This window comes from Gluconobacter sp. DsW_058, assembly GCF_002153615.1.
Classification (GTDB): Bacteria; Pseudomonadota; Alphaproteobacteria; order Acetobacterales; family Acetobacteraceae; genus Gluconobacter; species Gluconobacter cerinus.
Genome location: NZ_JOPH01000057.1, coordinates 170819 through 183716, shown reverse-complemented (window position 1 = coordinate 183716; position 12898 = coordinate 170819). Strand labels below are relative to the sequence as shown.

General features: G+C 57.1%; 17 protein-coding genes. 3 read left to right on the top strand and 14 right to left on the bottom strand.

All coding sequences use genetic code 11. From position 1 onward, the window contains the following. The first annotated feature begins 1 nt into the window (after position 1). The gene (gene truA / locus HK24_RS10820) at positions 2-772 is read left to right on the top strand and encodes a tRNA pseudouridine(38-40) synthase TruA (protein WP_198942121.1); all 771 of its coding nucleotides are present in this window, start codon (positions 2-4) and stop codon (positions 770-772) included. Here truA and HK24_RS10815 read toward each other — a convergent pair. From HK24_RS10815 to dapD, 3 genes are read right to left on the bottom strand one after another with little or no spacing between them, the layout of a single operon-like run. Beyond that, on the bottom strand, positions 769-1344 hold the full coding sequence (locus HK24_RS10815) for a hypothetical protein (RefSeq protein ID WP_198942120.1): 576 nt from the start codon (positions 1342-1344) through the stop codon (positions 769-771). The genes truA and HK24_RS10815 overlap by 4 nt on opposite strands. A gap of 38 nt (positions 1345-1382) precedes the next feature. Next, positions 1383-2528 carry a succinyl-diaminopimelate desuccinylase gene (dapE, locus tag HK24_RS10810; RefSeq protein ID WP_086634468.1) on the bottom strand — a complete coding sequence of 382 codons (1146 nt, stop codon included), beginning with the start codon at positions 2526-2528 and terminating at the stop codon, positions 1383-1385. A 4-nt stretch (positions 2529-2532) separates the two neighbouring features. Next, a complete protein-coding gene (gene dapD / locus HK24_RS10805) occupies positions 2533-3363 on the bottom strand; it encodes a 2,3,4,5-tetrahydropyridine-2,6-dicarboxylate N-succinyltransferase (protein ID WP_086634467.1) in 831 nt (276 codons plus the stop codon). A gap of 274 nt (positions 3364-3637) precedes the next feature. Between dapD and HK24_RS10800 the strand changes: the two genes are divergently transcribed. Then, positions 3638-4615: a diguanylate cyclase domain-containing protein gene (locus HK24_RS10800; protein WP_086634498.1), complete on the top strand. Its 978-nt coding sequence runs from the start codon at positions 3638-3640 to the stop codon at positions 4613-4615. A 6-nt stretch (positions 4616-4621) separates the two neighbouring features. Here HK24_RS10800 and argB read toward each other — a convergent pair whose 3' ends face one another. From argB to rpmH, 6 genes are all read right to left on the bottom strand, one after another. Beyond that, positions 4622-5557, bottom strand: coding sequence for an acetylglutamate kinase (gene argB, locus HK24_RS10795; RefSeq protein ID WP_086634466.1), 936 nt, complete (start codon positions 5555-5557; stop codon positions 4622-4624). After that, entirely contained in the window at positions 5554-6234 is a 681-nt protein-coding gene (gene yihA, locus HK24_RS10790) for a ribosome biogenesis GTP-binding protein YihA/YsxC (RefSeq protein ID WP_086634465.1), read from the bottom strand. Before yihA ends, argB begins: the two co-directional genes overlap by 4 nt. 6 nt (positions 6235-6240) lie before the next feature. Then, positions 6241-7962 (bottom strand): membrane protein insertase YidC, encoded by a 1722-nt coding sequence (gene yidC, locus HK24_RS10785; RefSeq protein WP_086634464.1) that lies wholly within the window; start codon positions 7960-7962, stop codon positions 6241-6243. Positions 7963-8052: 90 nt separating this feature from the next. After that, positions 8053-8301, bottom strand: coding sequence for a membrane protein insertion efficiency factor YidD (gene yidD, locus HK24_RS10780; RefSeq protein ID WP_086634463.1), 249 nt, complete (start codon positions 8299-8301; stop codon positions 8053-8055). Next, a complete protein-coding gene (gene rnpA / locus HK24_RS10775; protein ID WP_046899775.1) occupies positions 8298-8645 on the bottom strand; it encodes a ribonuclease P protein component in 348 nt (115 codons plus the stop codon). Before rnpA ends, yidD begins: the two co-directional genes overlap by 4 nt. Continuing rightward, on the bottom strand, positions 8642-8776 hold the full coding sequence (rpmH, locus tag HK24_RS10770; protein ID WP_010501271.1) for a 50S ribosomal protein L34: 135 nt from the start codon (positions 8774-8776) through the stop codon (positions 8642-8644). The genes rnpA and rpmH overlap by 4 nt, the downstream gene beginning before the upstream one ends. A gap of 142 nt (positions 8777-8918) precedes the next feature. Here rpmH and HK24_RS10765 point away from each other — a divergent pair, with 142 nt between their 5' ends. Then, a complete protein-coding gene (locus HK24_RS10765) occupies positions 8919-9128 on the top strand; it encodes a hypothetical protein (RefSeq protein WP_233126237.1) in 210 nt (69 codons plus the stop codon). Here the strand turns inward: HK24_RS10765 and gloA are convergent. From gloA to lpxD, 5 genes are all read right to left on the bottom strand, one after another. Further along, positions 9112-9501: a lactoylglutathione lyase gene (gene gloA, locus HK24_RS10760; protein WP_046899777.1), complete on the bottom strand. Its 390-nt coding sequence runs from the start codon at positions 9499-9501 to the stop codon at positions 9112-9114. The genes HK24_RS10765 and gloA overlap by 17 nt on opposite strands. Beyond that, the gene (locus HK24_RS10755; protein ID WP_083956267.1) at positions 9498-10343 is read right to left on the bottom strand and encodes an LpxI family protein; all 846 of its coding nucleotides are present in this window, start codon (positions 10341-10343) and stop codon (positions 9498-9500) included. Before HK24_RS10755 ends, gloA begins: the two co-directional genes overlap by 4 nt. Before the next feature lie 2 nt (positions 10344-10345). Further along, positions 10346-11203 carry an acyl-ACP--UDP-N-acetylglucosamine O-acyltransferase gene (gene lpxA / locus HK24_RS10750; RefSeq protein WP_046899779.1) on the bottom strand — a complete coding sequence of 286 codons (858 nt, stop codon included), beginning with the start codon at positions 11201-11203 and terminating at the stop codon, positions 10346-10348. Positions 11204-11207: 4 nt separating this feature from the next. Then, positions 11208-11726, bottom strand: a complete 519-nt coding sequence (gene fabZ, locus HK24_RS10745) for a 3-hydroxyacyl-ACP dehydratase FabZ (protein ID WP_080951397.1) — start codon at positions 11724-11726, stop codon at positions 11208-11210. Positions 11727-11828: 102 nt separating this feature from the next. After that, positions 11829-12890 carry a UDP-3-O-(3-hydroxymyristoyl)glucosamine N-acyltransferase gene (gene lpxD, locus HK24_RS10740; RefSeq protein WP_086634461.1) on the bottom strand — a complete coding sequence of 354 codons (1062 nt, stop codon included), beginning with the start codon at positions 12888-12890 and terminating at the stop codon, positions 11829-11831. Positions 12891-12898: the final 8 nt, after the last annotated feature.

The following is a 12898-nucleotide window of genomic DNA, read 5'->3' as shown; positions in this document are numbered from 1 at the left end:
AATGGATATCTCCCGCTGGGCGTTACGTCTCGAATATGACGGGACGGGCTTTGTGGGGTGGCAGAAACAGCAAGACGGCGTCTCTATCCAGAGCCTCATTGAGGCGGCAGCGTCTCGGCTTGTTGGAAATCGTCCGGTCTCCAGCATCACCGCAGGCCGTACCGATGCCGGTGTCCATGCCTCCGGAATGGTCATTCACATCGATTTCCCGGGCGACGCCAAGATCAACGGGCGCCAGATCCGCGATGGCATGGGTTATTACCTCAAGCCTCACAGAGTTGTAGTTCTGGAGGCCGCACAGGTCAGCCTGGACTGGAGCGCACGTTTCTCCGCCATCTGGCGCAGCTACCAGTTCAAGATCTTGAACCGTCAGGCGCGCCCCGCCTTGCAGGAGACACACGTCTGGCACGTCAAGCGCGTTCTGGATGTAGACCTGATGCAGGAAGGCGCGAACTACCTTCTGGGCTCGCACGACTTCACGTCATTCCGGGCGATCGCCTGTCAGGCCCGAAGTGCTGTCCGCACCCTTGATGTTCTGACCATTCACCGGGAAGGCGACTTGGTTATCGTGAACACGAAGGCACGCTCGTTCCTGCATCATCAGGTCCGGAATATGGTTGGCTCTCTGGTCATGGTGGGCTCTCGCCAGTGGCCGCCGGAAAAGATGCGCGAAGTGTTGGAAGCCCGGAACCGCTGCGCTGCGGGACCGACTTCTCCACCGGATGGCCTTTGCCTCACAGGCGTCGGCTATCCGGAAGATCCGTTCGCCTAAGCTCCGAACAGATCGGCTATCGCATTGTAATGCGGTGGGACCAGCAAGAGCAGGCCGATCAGGGCAAACACGCTCACCGTCTGCAATACGGTCATAATGGCGGCCTGCCATGCCGTCATAACAAGCCCAACCCGTGTGACATACCAGGTTAGCCACAGGCTATAGAGCCATACACCCACCGCAACACCCGCCAGCGCTGCAGAAGACGAGGCAGCGGCAGGCATGATGATCCTCATGATGCCTTCGGCCATGATCATCATGATAACCGGTAGCCACGCACACCAGAGCGAGGCCGTCGCATACCGGGTCCACAAGCCTTTCCGGCCTACGAACACGGCATAACGTTCCGAGACGATGAGCTGAAGCAACGGGCAAACCAGCTGAACCAATGCGCGTATGGCCTGCAATTCCCGCTGATCCGCTGGCAACAGGAAGACACTCACCAGTTCGATCAGGGTTATGGCAATGGTGGGCGCCAGAGCCGCCATCAGCGGCTGAACCCCTGGGGAGAAACAGTTGATCCCCACCGCACGCCCACGCCCCAGCAGCCAGACGCCCAGTGGGATACTCATTCCTCCAAGCGGGGGAATACCGGTTGGACGGTCTGGGGTCACAGGCCAAATCTTTCCATGAACGTCAGATAGATCTGCGTCAGATCTTCAAGGGTCGAGACATCAACATGCTCGTCCCGCTTATGCATTGTCGCCCCAACCAGCCCAAACTCCGCTACGGCACAGTGCTGCGAAATGAAGCGCGCATCAGACGTTCCTCCGCCCGTATCGAGTTTCGGCTGCCGCCCTGTCACATCCTGAACAGCCCGCTCAAGACATTGAACTGCTGGACCCGGCTGCGTCAGAAACGCCTCCCCGCTGATGGAAACCGTAACGTCACTGTCAGGGGCATGCCGGGACACAACGTCACGGATCCACTCAGCCAGAGCAGCACCGGTGTGACAGTCATTGAACCGGATGTTCAGGCACGCCCTGGCCTCAGCAGGAATGACGTTCGTCGCAGGGTTGCCGACGTCAACGCTCGTGATCTGCAATGAAGACGGGGAGAACCACTTCGTCCCCTCATCAAGACAGCGTCCAGTCAGTTCACTGAGCGCCGGAAGAAGGCGATGAATGGGGTTATCGGCCAGATGCGGATAGGCAACGTGTCCCTGAACGCCCCGAACCACAATGTTCGCATTCATGCTGCCCCGGCGACCAATCTTGATCGTGTCCCCAAGAGCAGAAGGATTTGTGGGTTCTCCGAGCAGGCAGAAATCAGGCACATCATTTCGAGCCGCCAGCCATTCAATGACAGGCTTCGTACCGAAATGAGCCGGGCCTTCCTCATCACCCGTAATGAGCAGAGAGATTGACCCCTTGAGAATATTGTTCTGAAGAAAACGTGCGATGGCTGCCACCGAGCAAGCTAGGCCGCCTTTCATGTCCGCGATCCCGCGGCCGTACAGTCGCCCATCCTGAATTTGCGCTGCAAAAGGATCGTGTGCCCAGCCTTCACCGGGGGGAACCACATCCGTATGGCCCGCAAAGCAGAGAGACGGACGCCCAGTACCAATTTTAGCGTAAAAATTCGGCGTCGGAGCGTCCGCTGGTCCGAACGGCAAATGGACCACTTCAAACCCCATCCCTTCCAGCACAGATGCCAGAAGAGGCTGTGCCCCGTCATCGGCTGGTGTGACGGACTGACAGCGGATCAGATCCTGCGCGAGAGCAACAGGATCAGTCGGAAAAGATGGGGACGGCATGACTTTAGTCGCGCAACAGTTCGTTGATGGACGTCTTGGAGCGGGTGCGCTCGTCAACGCGCTTGACGATCACAGCGCACGCGAGGGACGGCTGACCTGGCTCCTTCGGCGGTAGCGTGCCTGGGATAACCACGGAATAGGCCGGCACACGTCCCATGAAGATTTCACCCGTCGCACGGTCCACAATCTTCGTAGAGGCACCGATAAACACGCCCATGGACAGGACGGAGCCCTTCTCCACGATCACGCCTTCAGCAACTTCCGAACGGGCACCGATGAAGCAATCATCTTCAATGATGACTGGAGCAGCCTGAAGCGGCTCAAGAACGCCACCGATGCCTGCACCACCGCTGATATGGCAGTTCTTACCAATCTGGGCGCAGGAACCAACCGTTGCCCAGGTGTCGACCATCGTGCCGCTATCTACACGGGCACCCACGTTCACGAAGCTCGGCATCAGAACAACATTCGGCGCAATGAACGCGGAGCGACGAACAATGGCACCTGGAACGGCACGGAAACCGGCTTCAGCAAACCGGAACTGATCCCAGCCTTCAAACTTCAGCGGAACCTTATCAAAAGCAGGCTGACCGCCACATCCACCCACCATCACGCGGCTGTCGTACAGACGGAATGAGAGCAGAACAGCCTTCTTCAGCCATTCATGGACAACCCAGCCATTTTCGCTCGGCTCGGCAACACGCAGCGTACCAGCGTCCAACCCTTTGAGAGCGGTTTCGACGACCTCGCGGTCCTCTCCCTCAGTCTGGGCGTTCAGAGTAGCGCGACGCTCCCAAAGAGCGTCAATAGCGGTGCGGAGCGTATCGTGAGGCATCAGGACCAATCCGGAAAAGGAGCAGAAAACCGCCGGACCATGCGGTCCCCGATCCCGGCTGTCAACGGCTCTTTCCCTGTGAGCAACATCCAGACCAACGTTAAGGCTTTGTTTACCTTTTGATCCTATGAAAAATCCAAGCGCTTTCGCTTCTGGAAAAACCCGGAATGCCCAAGACGCCAGACGGTGTTCTCACATCGATTCACGACGCAGCATATCTCTCGCTTCAACGATGCGGCACGTTCAGCCGCAAAATCATGGACCCTTTGCGGCAATGCATGACATTGGCCTGAAAAGCCCGCCCCTTCCGGTGACCGAGCCGACCTCACCTCAAAGCTTTCAGCTTTTGCGAGAGAGCCTGGCCTGTATGCGCAGCGCCATTCTGCCGCGACTAGGCATCGCAGCGGCTCTCTCCAAAGTACAGGAAGCACTTGGGGCTGAGTGCCTGCTCTTCAGCGCATTCACAGCCTCAGATCATAGTCTGAAGTTGCATCAATCCGCCCCAATTCCAGAGGGGTTTCAGAATGAACTGCAACAGTATGATTTTTTGCTCAATCACGACGTCATTCAGTTCTTCTCAGCGGCCCGTCACGCGCTGTTGGTGTGCGAGGCCATCAGAAGCCAGGCACCTCTCGGCCTTCTGTGCTGGAAAGAAACACCGTGGTCAGCGGAAGAGATCGAATTTATCCGTACTCTTCTGGCCTTCATTGCGACGTTGCAAGATTTTGAAGGGTTGCACAGGAACGTCCTGAAGGGCGCTCACTATGACCTCTCGTCCAACCTTTTGAACTGGGAAGGTCTGAAGCAGGAAATGGAGCGACGCATTCCGCGTCTGGATCGTGATTGCCTCGCGGCGACCCTCATGATCGCGCATGTTCCCGGCCTGAGCGAAATAACCCAAACACATGGATTTCAGGCAGGAGAAGAAGCGCTCACGCAATGCGTTGCCTTGCTCCGCAAAGCCGTACGACCAACCGATGCTATTGCCCGGCTTAGTGGCAACATGTTTGCGCTTTGGCTGGACGGAGGGGATCGCTTTGCTATGGCGGAACGTGCCGAACGGATGACGGCGCATGGCATCCCGATCCTGATTAATCCGCCAGTGCATCTCCCGTTACACATCGGACTGATGTGCCGCGAAGCAAATGATCCGGAAAATACGGCAGACAATCTTCTGGAAAGAGCCAGTCAGGCTCTCCAGACCGGAGAAGAAGAGCAAAAAAAATGGCGCTTCTCACACGAAGCGCCATAAGCCACATCAGGCTTTAATGAGAGTTCCTGGGCCTGCTCGGGTAAAGAGTTCCAGAAGACAGGTGTGGGGCACGCGACCGTCGAGAATAACCGCAGCCTTGGCACCGCTCTGAACAGCGTCCAGACAGGTCTCAACTTTCGGGATCATGCCGCCGGAAATCGTGCCATCCTTGATGAGATTGCGCGCTTCTTCTGCGCTCAGCTCTTCAATCAGCTTACCCTCACGATCCAGCACGCCCGGAACGTCCGTCAGCATCAGCAGACGTGATGCATGAACTGCACCAGCAATCGCGCCTGCTGCCGTGTCGGCATTGATATTGTAGGTCTCACCATTCTCGCCAGCGCCAACAGGCGCGATCACGGGGATCAGACCTGAGCCAAGCAGAGCATAAAGAACGCGCGGATCAATCTTCTCAGGCTGCCCTACGAAACCGAGGTCAATGACGCTCTCGATCTGGCTGTCCGGATCGCGGCGTGTGCGGGTGACCTTACGGGCCTGGATGAGACTTCCATCCTTGCCCGAAATCCCAACAGCCATGGCGCCAGCACGGTTTATAAGCTGGGCAACCTGCTTGTTCACACTCCCGGCCAGAACCATCTCGATCACATCGACCATGGCACTATCGGTAACGCGCAGACCATCCACAAACTCTGAACGGATATTGAGACGATCCAGCATGGAGCTGATCTGGGGACCGCCACCATGCACAACGATCGGATTGATCCCGACCAGTTTCAGCAGGGCAATATCATACCCGAAAGCACTGGCGAGTTTGCCCTCACCCATTGCGTGACCGCCATACTTTACGACGATCGTGTCACCAGCATAACGACGCAGGTACGGCAGCGCGCTTGCAAGAATAGCAGCCTGCTGCTGGGCATCGTCCATATTCACCGCCGGGGGAATCTCCGGCAGCTTTTCACTGTGGGTCTTTTTACTCATGGCCGGACATCTCCTTCCCCTGACGTCTGAACAGGATCTGCGAAACGGGCAATCTCCGCGCGGAGATCTTCAATCCCTTCCCCGGTCTGGCTGCTAGTGCAGACGATCCGTGGGTAGGCCGCAGCCTGCTTGAGAGCGATCGCTTCAACTTCCGCAATCTTGGCTTTCAGTGCAGTCGGCCGAACCTGATCGCATTTGGTGAGCACAATCTGGAATACCACAGCCGCACGCCCCAGCAGATCCATGACGTCCCTGTCGGACTGCTTGATCTCAATCCGCGCATCCAGAAGCAGAATGACGCGGGCCAGCGTTGTCCGTCCACGAAGATAGGCGAACATCATGTTCTGCCAGTCTTCCTTGACGGATTTCGCAGCCTTCGCGAAACCGTAACCGGGCATATCCACAAGAGAAATGCGATCTGCGAGATTGAAGAAGTTGAGTTGCTTGGTGCGCCCCGGCTCCGAAGATGCTCTCGCCAGCGCACGACGCCCGGTCAGGGCGTTGATGATGCTGGACTTGCCAACATTAGAACGCCCGGCAAAAGCAACTTCCGGCCGACCGACCGGCGGAAGCTGGTCGATCTTCTGGGAACCAAAAAAGAACTCGCACTCCCCTGCGAAGAGCAGGCGACCGTCTTCGATCTGTTCAGGGGTAGGAGGGCCAGCGGCTTCTTTCATGATGTCTCAGCGTCCACTTTTAGTAACAGGAACCGGCAGCTTGGCACGGCTCTGAATGAAGGACTGCTGGGCGAATGTCAGCAGGTTATTCCACGTATAGTAAACCAGAAGGCTGGCCGGGAAGTTGGACATCACGAACACATAGACCAGCGGCATAAACTGCATGATGCGGGCCTGAGCCGGGTCCATGCTGACCATTGTCTGGCGCTGGAGCAGCCAGAAAGTCACACCCAGTGCGGCGCCCCAGATGCTGACGTGCAGGAAGGAGAAATACACAGTCGGGTCGAAGGGGATCAGACCAAACAGGTTAAAGATGTTCGTCGGATCTGGAACGGACAGATCGTGAATCCAGCCGAAGAACGGGGCATGACGCTCGTCAATGCTGATGTTCAGCATCTTGTAGAGGCAGAAGAAGATCGGAGCCTGGATCAGAACCGGAAGGCACCCACTTGCAGGACTAACACCCTCTTCGCGGTAGAGTGCCATGACCTTCTGGTTCATCACCATTGGGTCGTCCTTGTTCTTCTCGCGGATCTCCTTGATCTTCGGGGCCAGCAGACGCATGCGCGCTGAAGATCCAGCTGCCTTGGATGCCAGCGGGAAGAGCACAATCTTGACGATCAGCGTCAGCGCCATCAGCGCCAGACCGAAATTGCCCAGATGCAGATACAGCCAGTGCAGCAGATACAGGATCGGACGCGTCAGAAAGCTGAACCAGCCAAAGTCGATGGCTTTGTCGAAATCCGTAATGTGCAGGTTGCTGCTGTAAGCCTGCAGAAGGCTTGGCACCTTTGCACCAGCGAAAAGGTGGCTCGTCTGCGTAACAGTGCCATTCGGCATGATCTGCTGCGGAGCCTGAGACACGAAGCCGATACGATAGGACCCTGCATTTTCCGGAACGTAAGCAAAGCTTGCCGTCACAGAAGACGTGGAGTCAGGTGCGACCGCCGTCAGCCAGTACTTGTCGCTGATACCGCCCCAGCCACCTGTGCCACCCTTGGCCCAGAACGTGTGGTCAGGATGCTCAGCACCCTTGCGGACGTTTTTGTAGGTCTCGTCGTTCAGGCGACCGTCCATGACGGCAATAGGGCCTTCATGTGCAGTCCAGAAACCTTCCGGAGCCTGATAGTCACGCTGCACACGCTGGAACGGAAGCAGCGCAACAGGCTGGGAGGAATGATTCTCCACCGACTGCACAGCCGAGAACATATAATGCTCATCAACTGAAAGGTGGATCGAGAAGATCAGACCTTCGCCGTTATCCCATGTCAGTGTGACAGGGTGGCCAGGAGAGAGTGCCTCGTCCGCGCTGGTCCAGACCGTGTTCAGATCCGGAACCTTCGCATTGGACCCCGGAGCGTTGCTCCAGCCAATTACGAAGAAGTTCGGATGCTCGCTGCCGGGCTTGTCCAGCAGACGGACAAGCGGACTGTCCTTTGCAAGAGTGGCACGGTACTTCGTCAGCACCGCATCATCCAGAAGCGCACCCTTGAGGTTCAGGGAGCCCTGCACGTCGTCGCTGGTAATCGCAATGCGACGAGCGACCACTTCCGGTTCAGGCGAGGCCTGAGCCGGACCAGCAACAGCCGGAGTGGACGGAGACTGTGTCGCAGTGGTTTGCGTCACAGCCGGATGACTGTCCGGACGGGGTTTCGGCATGAAATAGTCGAAACCGATCAGGATGAGGGCCGAGAGGATAATGGCCGCAATGATGCGCTTGATTTCCATCGGGCTGATGCCGGTCTTTCGTCTCTAACGGAGGAATGCTGAGCCTCAAGTGGCCGAAAACCGTTACCAAAACAATAGGCGCACGCGTTTTTAATGCCGATGAGCCTCGGGCGGGAGGTCACATCCCCCTTTTGACCAGGGGTGACAGCGGAGGATTCTCTTCAAGGCCAGCCAGCCGCCCCGAACAGGCCCATGCCCCTTGATCGCCATGATGGCATAGGTGCTGCACCCGGGTTCAAAACGACAATTTCGACCCAGATAGGGACTGATGAAGAGCTTGTAAGCGTCAATCAACGCAAGCAGGAAGACGGTGACAGCCTTATTGAAAAGGCGTGTCATTTTTCCAGGCCCTTGCGGAGCGCTTTACGAAGATCATCCTGAAGGAGGGGAAATTCTCGTCGGCGCGTACCGTCGCGGCCGATCAGGACAAAGTCTCCCGAAGGAAGACCGTCCTCACGCGCTACAAGACGCAACGCCTCACGGAGGCGGCGTTTTGTGCGGTTACGAATGACAGAGTTTCCAACCTTTTTCGTGACGGTAAAGCCGACACGGCTATCAGGCTGGCTATCATCCTGCAGCATCTGCACAACCATTCCCGGGGTAGCGACTTTACGCCCCTTCCCGGCAACACGCAGAAACTGCGGCCGCTTTTTCAGGCGGCCAGCTGTGTGGTTCCGGCTCAGGCGGAGAGCTTCGAGCGGCCCTTGGTACGACGGTTTGCCAGCACGCGGCGGCCACCGACTGTAGCACTACGTGCACGGAAACCGTGACGACGCTTACGAACCAGCTTGGAGGGTTGATACGTGCGCTTCATGACATCGATCCTTTAAAACCATGCAGACGCCTCTCTGGACATCCGCGTCGATCGGGCGCACGAAACGCCCGGTGAATGAGACCCGGGCTTGTACTCACCCGCCCCTCCCCTGTCAATGCTACACCCTCAGGAACTTAAGGATATGAGCCAGGATCCCGCTCTACCACCGTCATCAACTGACGACTCCAAGGCATTTCGACATGATCTGCGAAATGCCCTGTCCCCGGCAATGCTGTGTGCGGACATCCTGACATCCCATTCAGACGAATCCGTCAGAAAACATGCAGGAACAATTGTCGAGGCGCTGGAAAAAGCACTGCGCCTCCTGAAGAAACCTACTTCTTCTCAATAAGCTCGATCTTGTAGCCGTCTGGATCTTCCACGAAGGCAATGATGATCGTGCCAAACTTCAGTGGCCCGGCTTCACGGGTCACTTTGCCGCCGCCGATCCGAACAGCCTCTACAAGCGCAGCCACATCCGGCACGCCAATCGCAAAATGGCCGAATCCCGTGCCGACGTCGTAATCCGTTTCCTGGTCCCAGTTATAGGTCAGCTCAATTTCGGCCTGTCCGTTCTCATTATCAGCGAATCCAATGAAAACGAGTGTGTAACGGCCTTCACGAACTTCCTTGCGGCGCAGTTCTTTCATGCCAAGAAGGCTGTAGAACGCCAGACTGCGATCAATGTCTCGAATACGAACCATCGTGTGCAGGAATGTGCTCATTTTTCTTCTTTCAGATCTTCGCTTGTCAGCCCGTAAAGGAATAGCCCGTATCGGTCAGCCAAGGCGACGCAGCGGTCAGGGTCTGTCAACAACGTGACACCAGGCTGAAACGCGACGCCGCGCAATCCGTTCCGGGCCGCATTTTCCAGCGTCTCAGGACCTATTGTCGGCATATCTGCCCTCAGGTCCTGTCCGCTTTTAGGCATTTTGATAAGAACGCCGCCACTGCCAGCCTGCATCAGTTTGCCGCAGCGTCCCAGCATGGCATCCGTGCCCTCAAGAGCTTCGACAGCCAGAACCAGACCGCTCTGAACGACACACCCCTGCCCGATATCCAGTGCCGCCATGGCCCGCAGCACCTGAACACCACGCGCTATGTCCTGACGCGCCTGTTCGTCTGGCACAACGCGGCCAAGCGTCCCGCTTTTACCGGTAGCATGATCAAGGAATTCGTGGGCACCTCGAACGATGAACCCTTCTTCCCCGAGAACGCGCACAACGGCTCCGAGAAGCCCGTCATCGCCAAGGAAGATCGCGCGTCCCAGACGTGCAAGAACACGCGCCCCTTCCGCATCAGGGCGAAGGTCACGCCACGCAGGGCGCCGAACCGGTCCGATCAGAACCAGCTCCCGGCATCCATGCTTTTTAAGGGCTGTCAGGATTTCTCCTACAGCAGCAAGGCGAATGATTTCATGTGGATAAGGCGCCAGACGGGCCATGTCCGCGAAATCACGAAATCCGACCACGAAAACCGACTTCCCCTTTTCCAGGGCAGCCGCAGCGACCTTTGCAGGCAAGGGGCCTGCCCCGGCCAAAATACCGACGCAACCTGCCCCCATCATGCTCAGGCCCCTTCGGTTTCGGAAAGCCCCTCATTACGGGCCACACGTGTCAGCCCGCGACGGCTTGGCGCTTCCATAAAGTCCAGCATTTCAGCAATGCGCTGCAAATGCCCATATTCACGGCGCACGTCCGCAAGTCGGGCTTCCAGCACCACATCCGTACTGCCATGACGCGGATAAAGCGTCCGGAACGCACGACGCATGGCCTGCATTTCTTCCGGGCCCACACCAGACCGCTTCAATCCGATCCAATTCAGACCGACCAAGCGGGCGCGGTTCCCAAGAACGCTTCCATAGGGAATGACATCCATCTCGACGCCGCAAACGCCACCAACAACAGCGCCGCGCCCAATGCGCACGAACTGATGGAGCGCTGCTGATCCCATAACCTTTGCATCATCAGCAATCTCGACATGACCACCCATGACAACATTGTTCACGATGATCACACGATCACCGAGAACACAGTCATGCGCCACATGAGCATTTGCCATAATCAGGCAGGACGCACCAATTTTCGTCAGAGCATGTCCCTGCGCCGTTCCACGATGAATGGTGACGTTCTCACGGATGATAGTTTTCGCGCCGATCTCACAAAGTGTCGGCTCACCAGCATATTTGAGGTCCTGCGGTGCCATCCCGATCGTGACGAACGGATAGACTTCCACTTCCTCACGCAGGGTCGTGTGCCCGTCGACAATCACCGAAGCATGCAGGTGCACACCGTCGCCAAGTGTCACATGAGGCCCGACGATGCACCACGGGCCAATGCGAACATTTTCCCCAATTCGGGCACGTTCATCGACAAGAGCAGTCGCGTGAATCTCAGCGCTATCGGATCGTTTTCCTGCAATCTGCATCAGTTCAGCCCATGATCATGGCACTGAAGGTTGCCTCTGCAACAGCAACGCCGTCAACACGTGCAGTACCTTTGAATTTCCAGACGTTCGCCCGGGACCGTTCCTTGACCACCTCAATACGAAGCTGATCACCCGGCCCGACCGGACGGCGGAACTTGGCGCCTTCAATGGTCATGAAATACACCAGCTTTCCTTCGAAGGCCTTGCCAAGCGTCAGGACAACAAGTGTTGCAGCCGTCTGGGCCATGGCTTCGATGATCAGAACGCCTGGCATCACCGGATGGGAAGGAAAGTGTCCCTGAAAGAAGGGCTCGTTCACCGTGACGTTCTTGATGCCAACAGCGGACTCACCAGCCTTGATTTCCTGCATCTTGTCGATCAGCAGGAACGGATAGCGATGAGGAATCGCCTGCATGATCTGCAGAATGTCGATGCTCTCAGGAACCTGGTGCGTTCCCGAAGCCCCTTCTGCCGGGGTCGTCTTTTCAGCCGGAGCGTCCACTCGATCCATTTTGTTCACCATGCCCTTCTAAGGGAAAATTTTGTCAGTTTTCTGCTCTCCGAGCAGTGCGGATGGCCTCCCTTAGCAAAACTGGCTACGGGATACCATCCGTCCCCGGAAAGGTCAGTCGCCGCTTTTGCGGGAGAGCTTCCGCAAAGTGGCTACGTTCCGGAAGAATTCCCGGAAGGGCATGGCGGGGCTGCCGATAACATCTGCTCCCGCATCCACGTCAGACATGACACCGCACTGAGCCCCAACACGGGCCTTGTCACCAATCTTGATGTGACCAATCAGGCCGGCCTGAGCTGCAATCGTGACGAAATCGCCAAGCTCGGTCGAGCCGGAAATACCAGCCTGAGAAACAACAATGCAGCATTTTCCGAGCTGGGCGTTGTGTCCGATCTGAACCAGATTATCGATCCGCGTACCTGCCCCAATGATCGTATCGCGCATGGAGCCACGATCAATCGTTGAGTTAGCACCAATCTCAACGTCGTCCTCAATGACAACCAGACCAAGCTGCGGCACGGTCTCGAAACCAGCAGGGCCGACAGCAAAACCAAATCCGTCCTGACCAATGCGGGCGCCGGGATACAGTGTTACCCTGCTCCCGACACGGGCGTGCGTCAGACTGACATGGCTGCCAATGCGACAACGCTCACCAATCTCAACACTCCGACCAATCACGGCATGCGCACCAATCAGTGTGCCCGAGCCAATTTTCGCGCCACCTTCGACAACAGCGAAAGCCCCAATCTCGACATTCTCACCGATCTCAGCCGTCTCACTGACATAAGCCGAAGGATGGCGAACACCCGTCGATGACGGTGCAGGATGAAAGAGTGCTGCAATGCGTGCCCATGCAAGGTATGGCGTTTTGCAGACAAGGCCCGCCGTATGTGCTGGCAGCTTGTCGGCAAAAGCCGGCGCAAGAATGACCACTCCTGCACGCGTTTTTTCCAGAAGAGGCAGGTAGCGGCGATTATCCAGAAAACTCACGTCTTCCGGTCCCGCAACGTGCAATGGGGCAACCCCGCGGAAACTGACTTGATCCTCCTGCCCTTCAGCAGCGGAACGAACCTCGCTTCCCGATACTTCCGCAAGATGAACCAGACCAAAAGGTCCAGCTCTCAGGAAGAAGCGCTCATCACCAGGTCGGTTTTCGGTGAGTACCTTATCAGCCACAGGATCAG

Bases quoted from the DNA above. Each gene is read 5' to 3' on its own strand.
- HK24_RS10755 (WP_083956267.1), bottom strand. From the start codon at position 10,343: ATGATGGGGGCAGGTTGCGTCGGTATTTTGGCCGGGGCAGGCCCCTTG.
- yidD (WP_086634463.1), bottom strand. From the start codon at position 8,301: ATGACACGCCTTTTCAATAAGGCTGTCACCGTCTTCCTGCTTGCGTTG.
- HK24_RS10765 (WP_233126237.1), top strand. From the start codon at position 8,919: ATGAGCCAGGATCCCGCTCTACCACCGTCATCAACTGACGACTCCAAG.
- fabZ (WP_080951397.1), bottom strand. From the start codon at position 11,726: ATGGTGAACAAAATGGATCGAGTGGACGCTCCGGCTGAAAAGACGACC.
- HK24_RS10800 (WP_086634498.1), top strand. From the start codon at position 3,638: ATGCATGACATTGGCCTGAAAAGCCCGCCCCTTCCGGTGACCGAGCCG.
- truA (WP_198942121.1), top strand. From the start codon at position 2: ATGGATATCTCCCGCTGGGCGTTACGTCTCGAATATGACGGGACGGGC.
- dapE (WP_086634468.1), bottom strand. From the start codon at position 2,528: ATGCCGTCCCCATCTTTTCCGACTGATCCTGTTGCTCTCGCGCAGGAT.
- argB (WP_086634466.1), bottom strand. From the start codon at position 5,557: ATGAGTAAAAAGACCCACAGTGAAAAGCTGCCGGAGATTCCCCCGGCG.
- HK24_RS10815 (WP_198942120.1), bottom strand. From the start codon at position 1,344: ATGAGTATCCCACTGGGCGTCTGGCTGCTGGGGCGTGGGCGTGCGGTG.
- yidC (WP_086634464.1), bottom strand. From the start codon at position 7,962: ATGGAAATCAAGCGCATCATTGCGGCCATTATCCTCTCGGCCCTCATC.
- rpmH (WP_010501271.1), bottom strand. From the start codon at position 8,776: ATGAAGCGCACGTATCAACCCTCCAAGCTGGTTCGTAAGCGTCGTCAC.
- yihA (WP_086634465.1), bottom strand. From the start codon at position 6,234: ATGAAAGAAGCCGCTGGCCCTCCTACCCCTGAACAGATCGAAGACGGT.
- gloA (WP_046899777.1), bottom strand. From the start codon at position 9,501: ATGAGCACATTCCTGCACACGATGGTTCGTATTCGAGACATTGATCGC.
- lpxA (WP_046899779.1), bottom strand. From the start codon at position 11,203: ATGCAGATTGCAGGAAAACGATCCGATAGCGCTGAGATTCACGCGACT.
- dapD (WP_086634467.1), bottom strand. From the start codon at position 3,363: ATGCCTCACGATACGCTCCGCACCGCTATTGACGCTCTTTGGGAGCGT.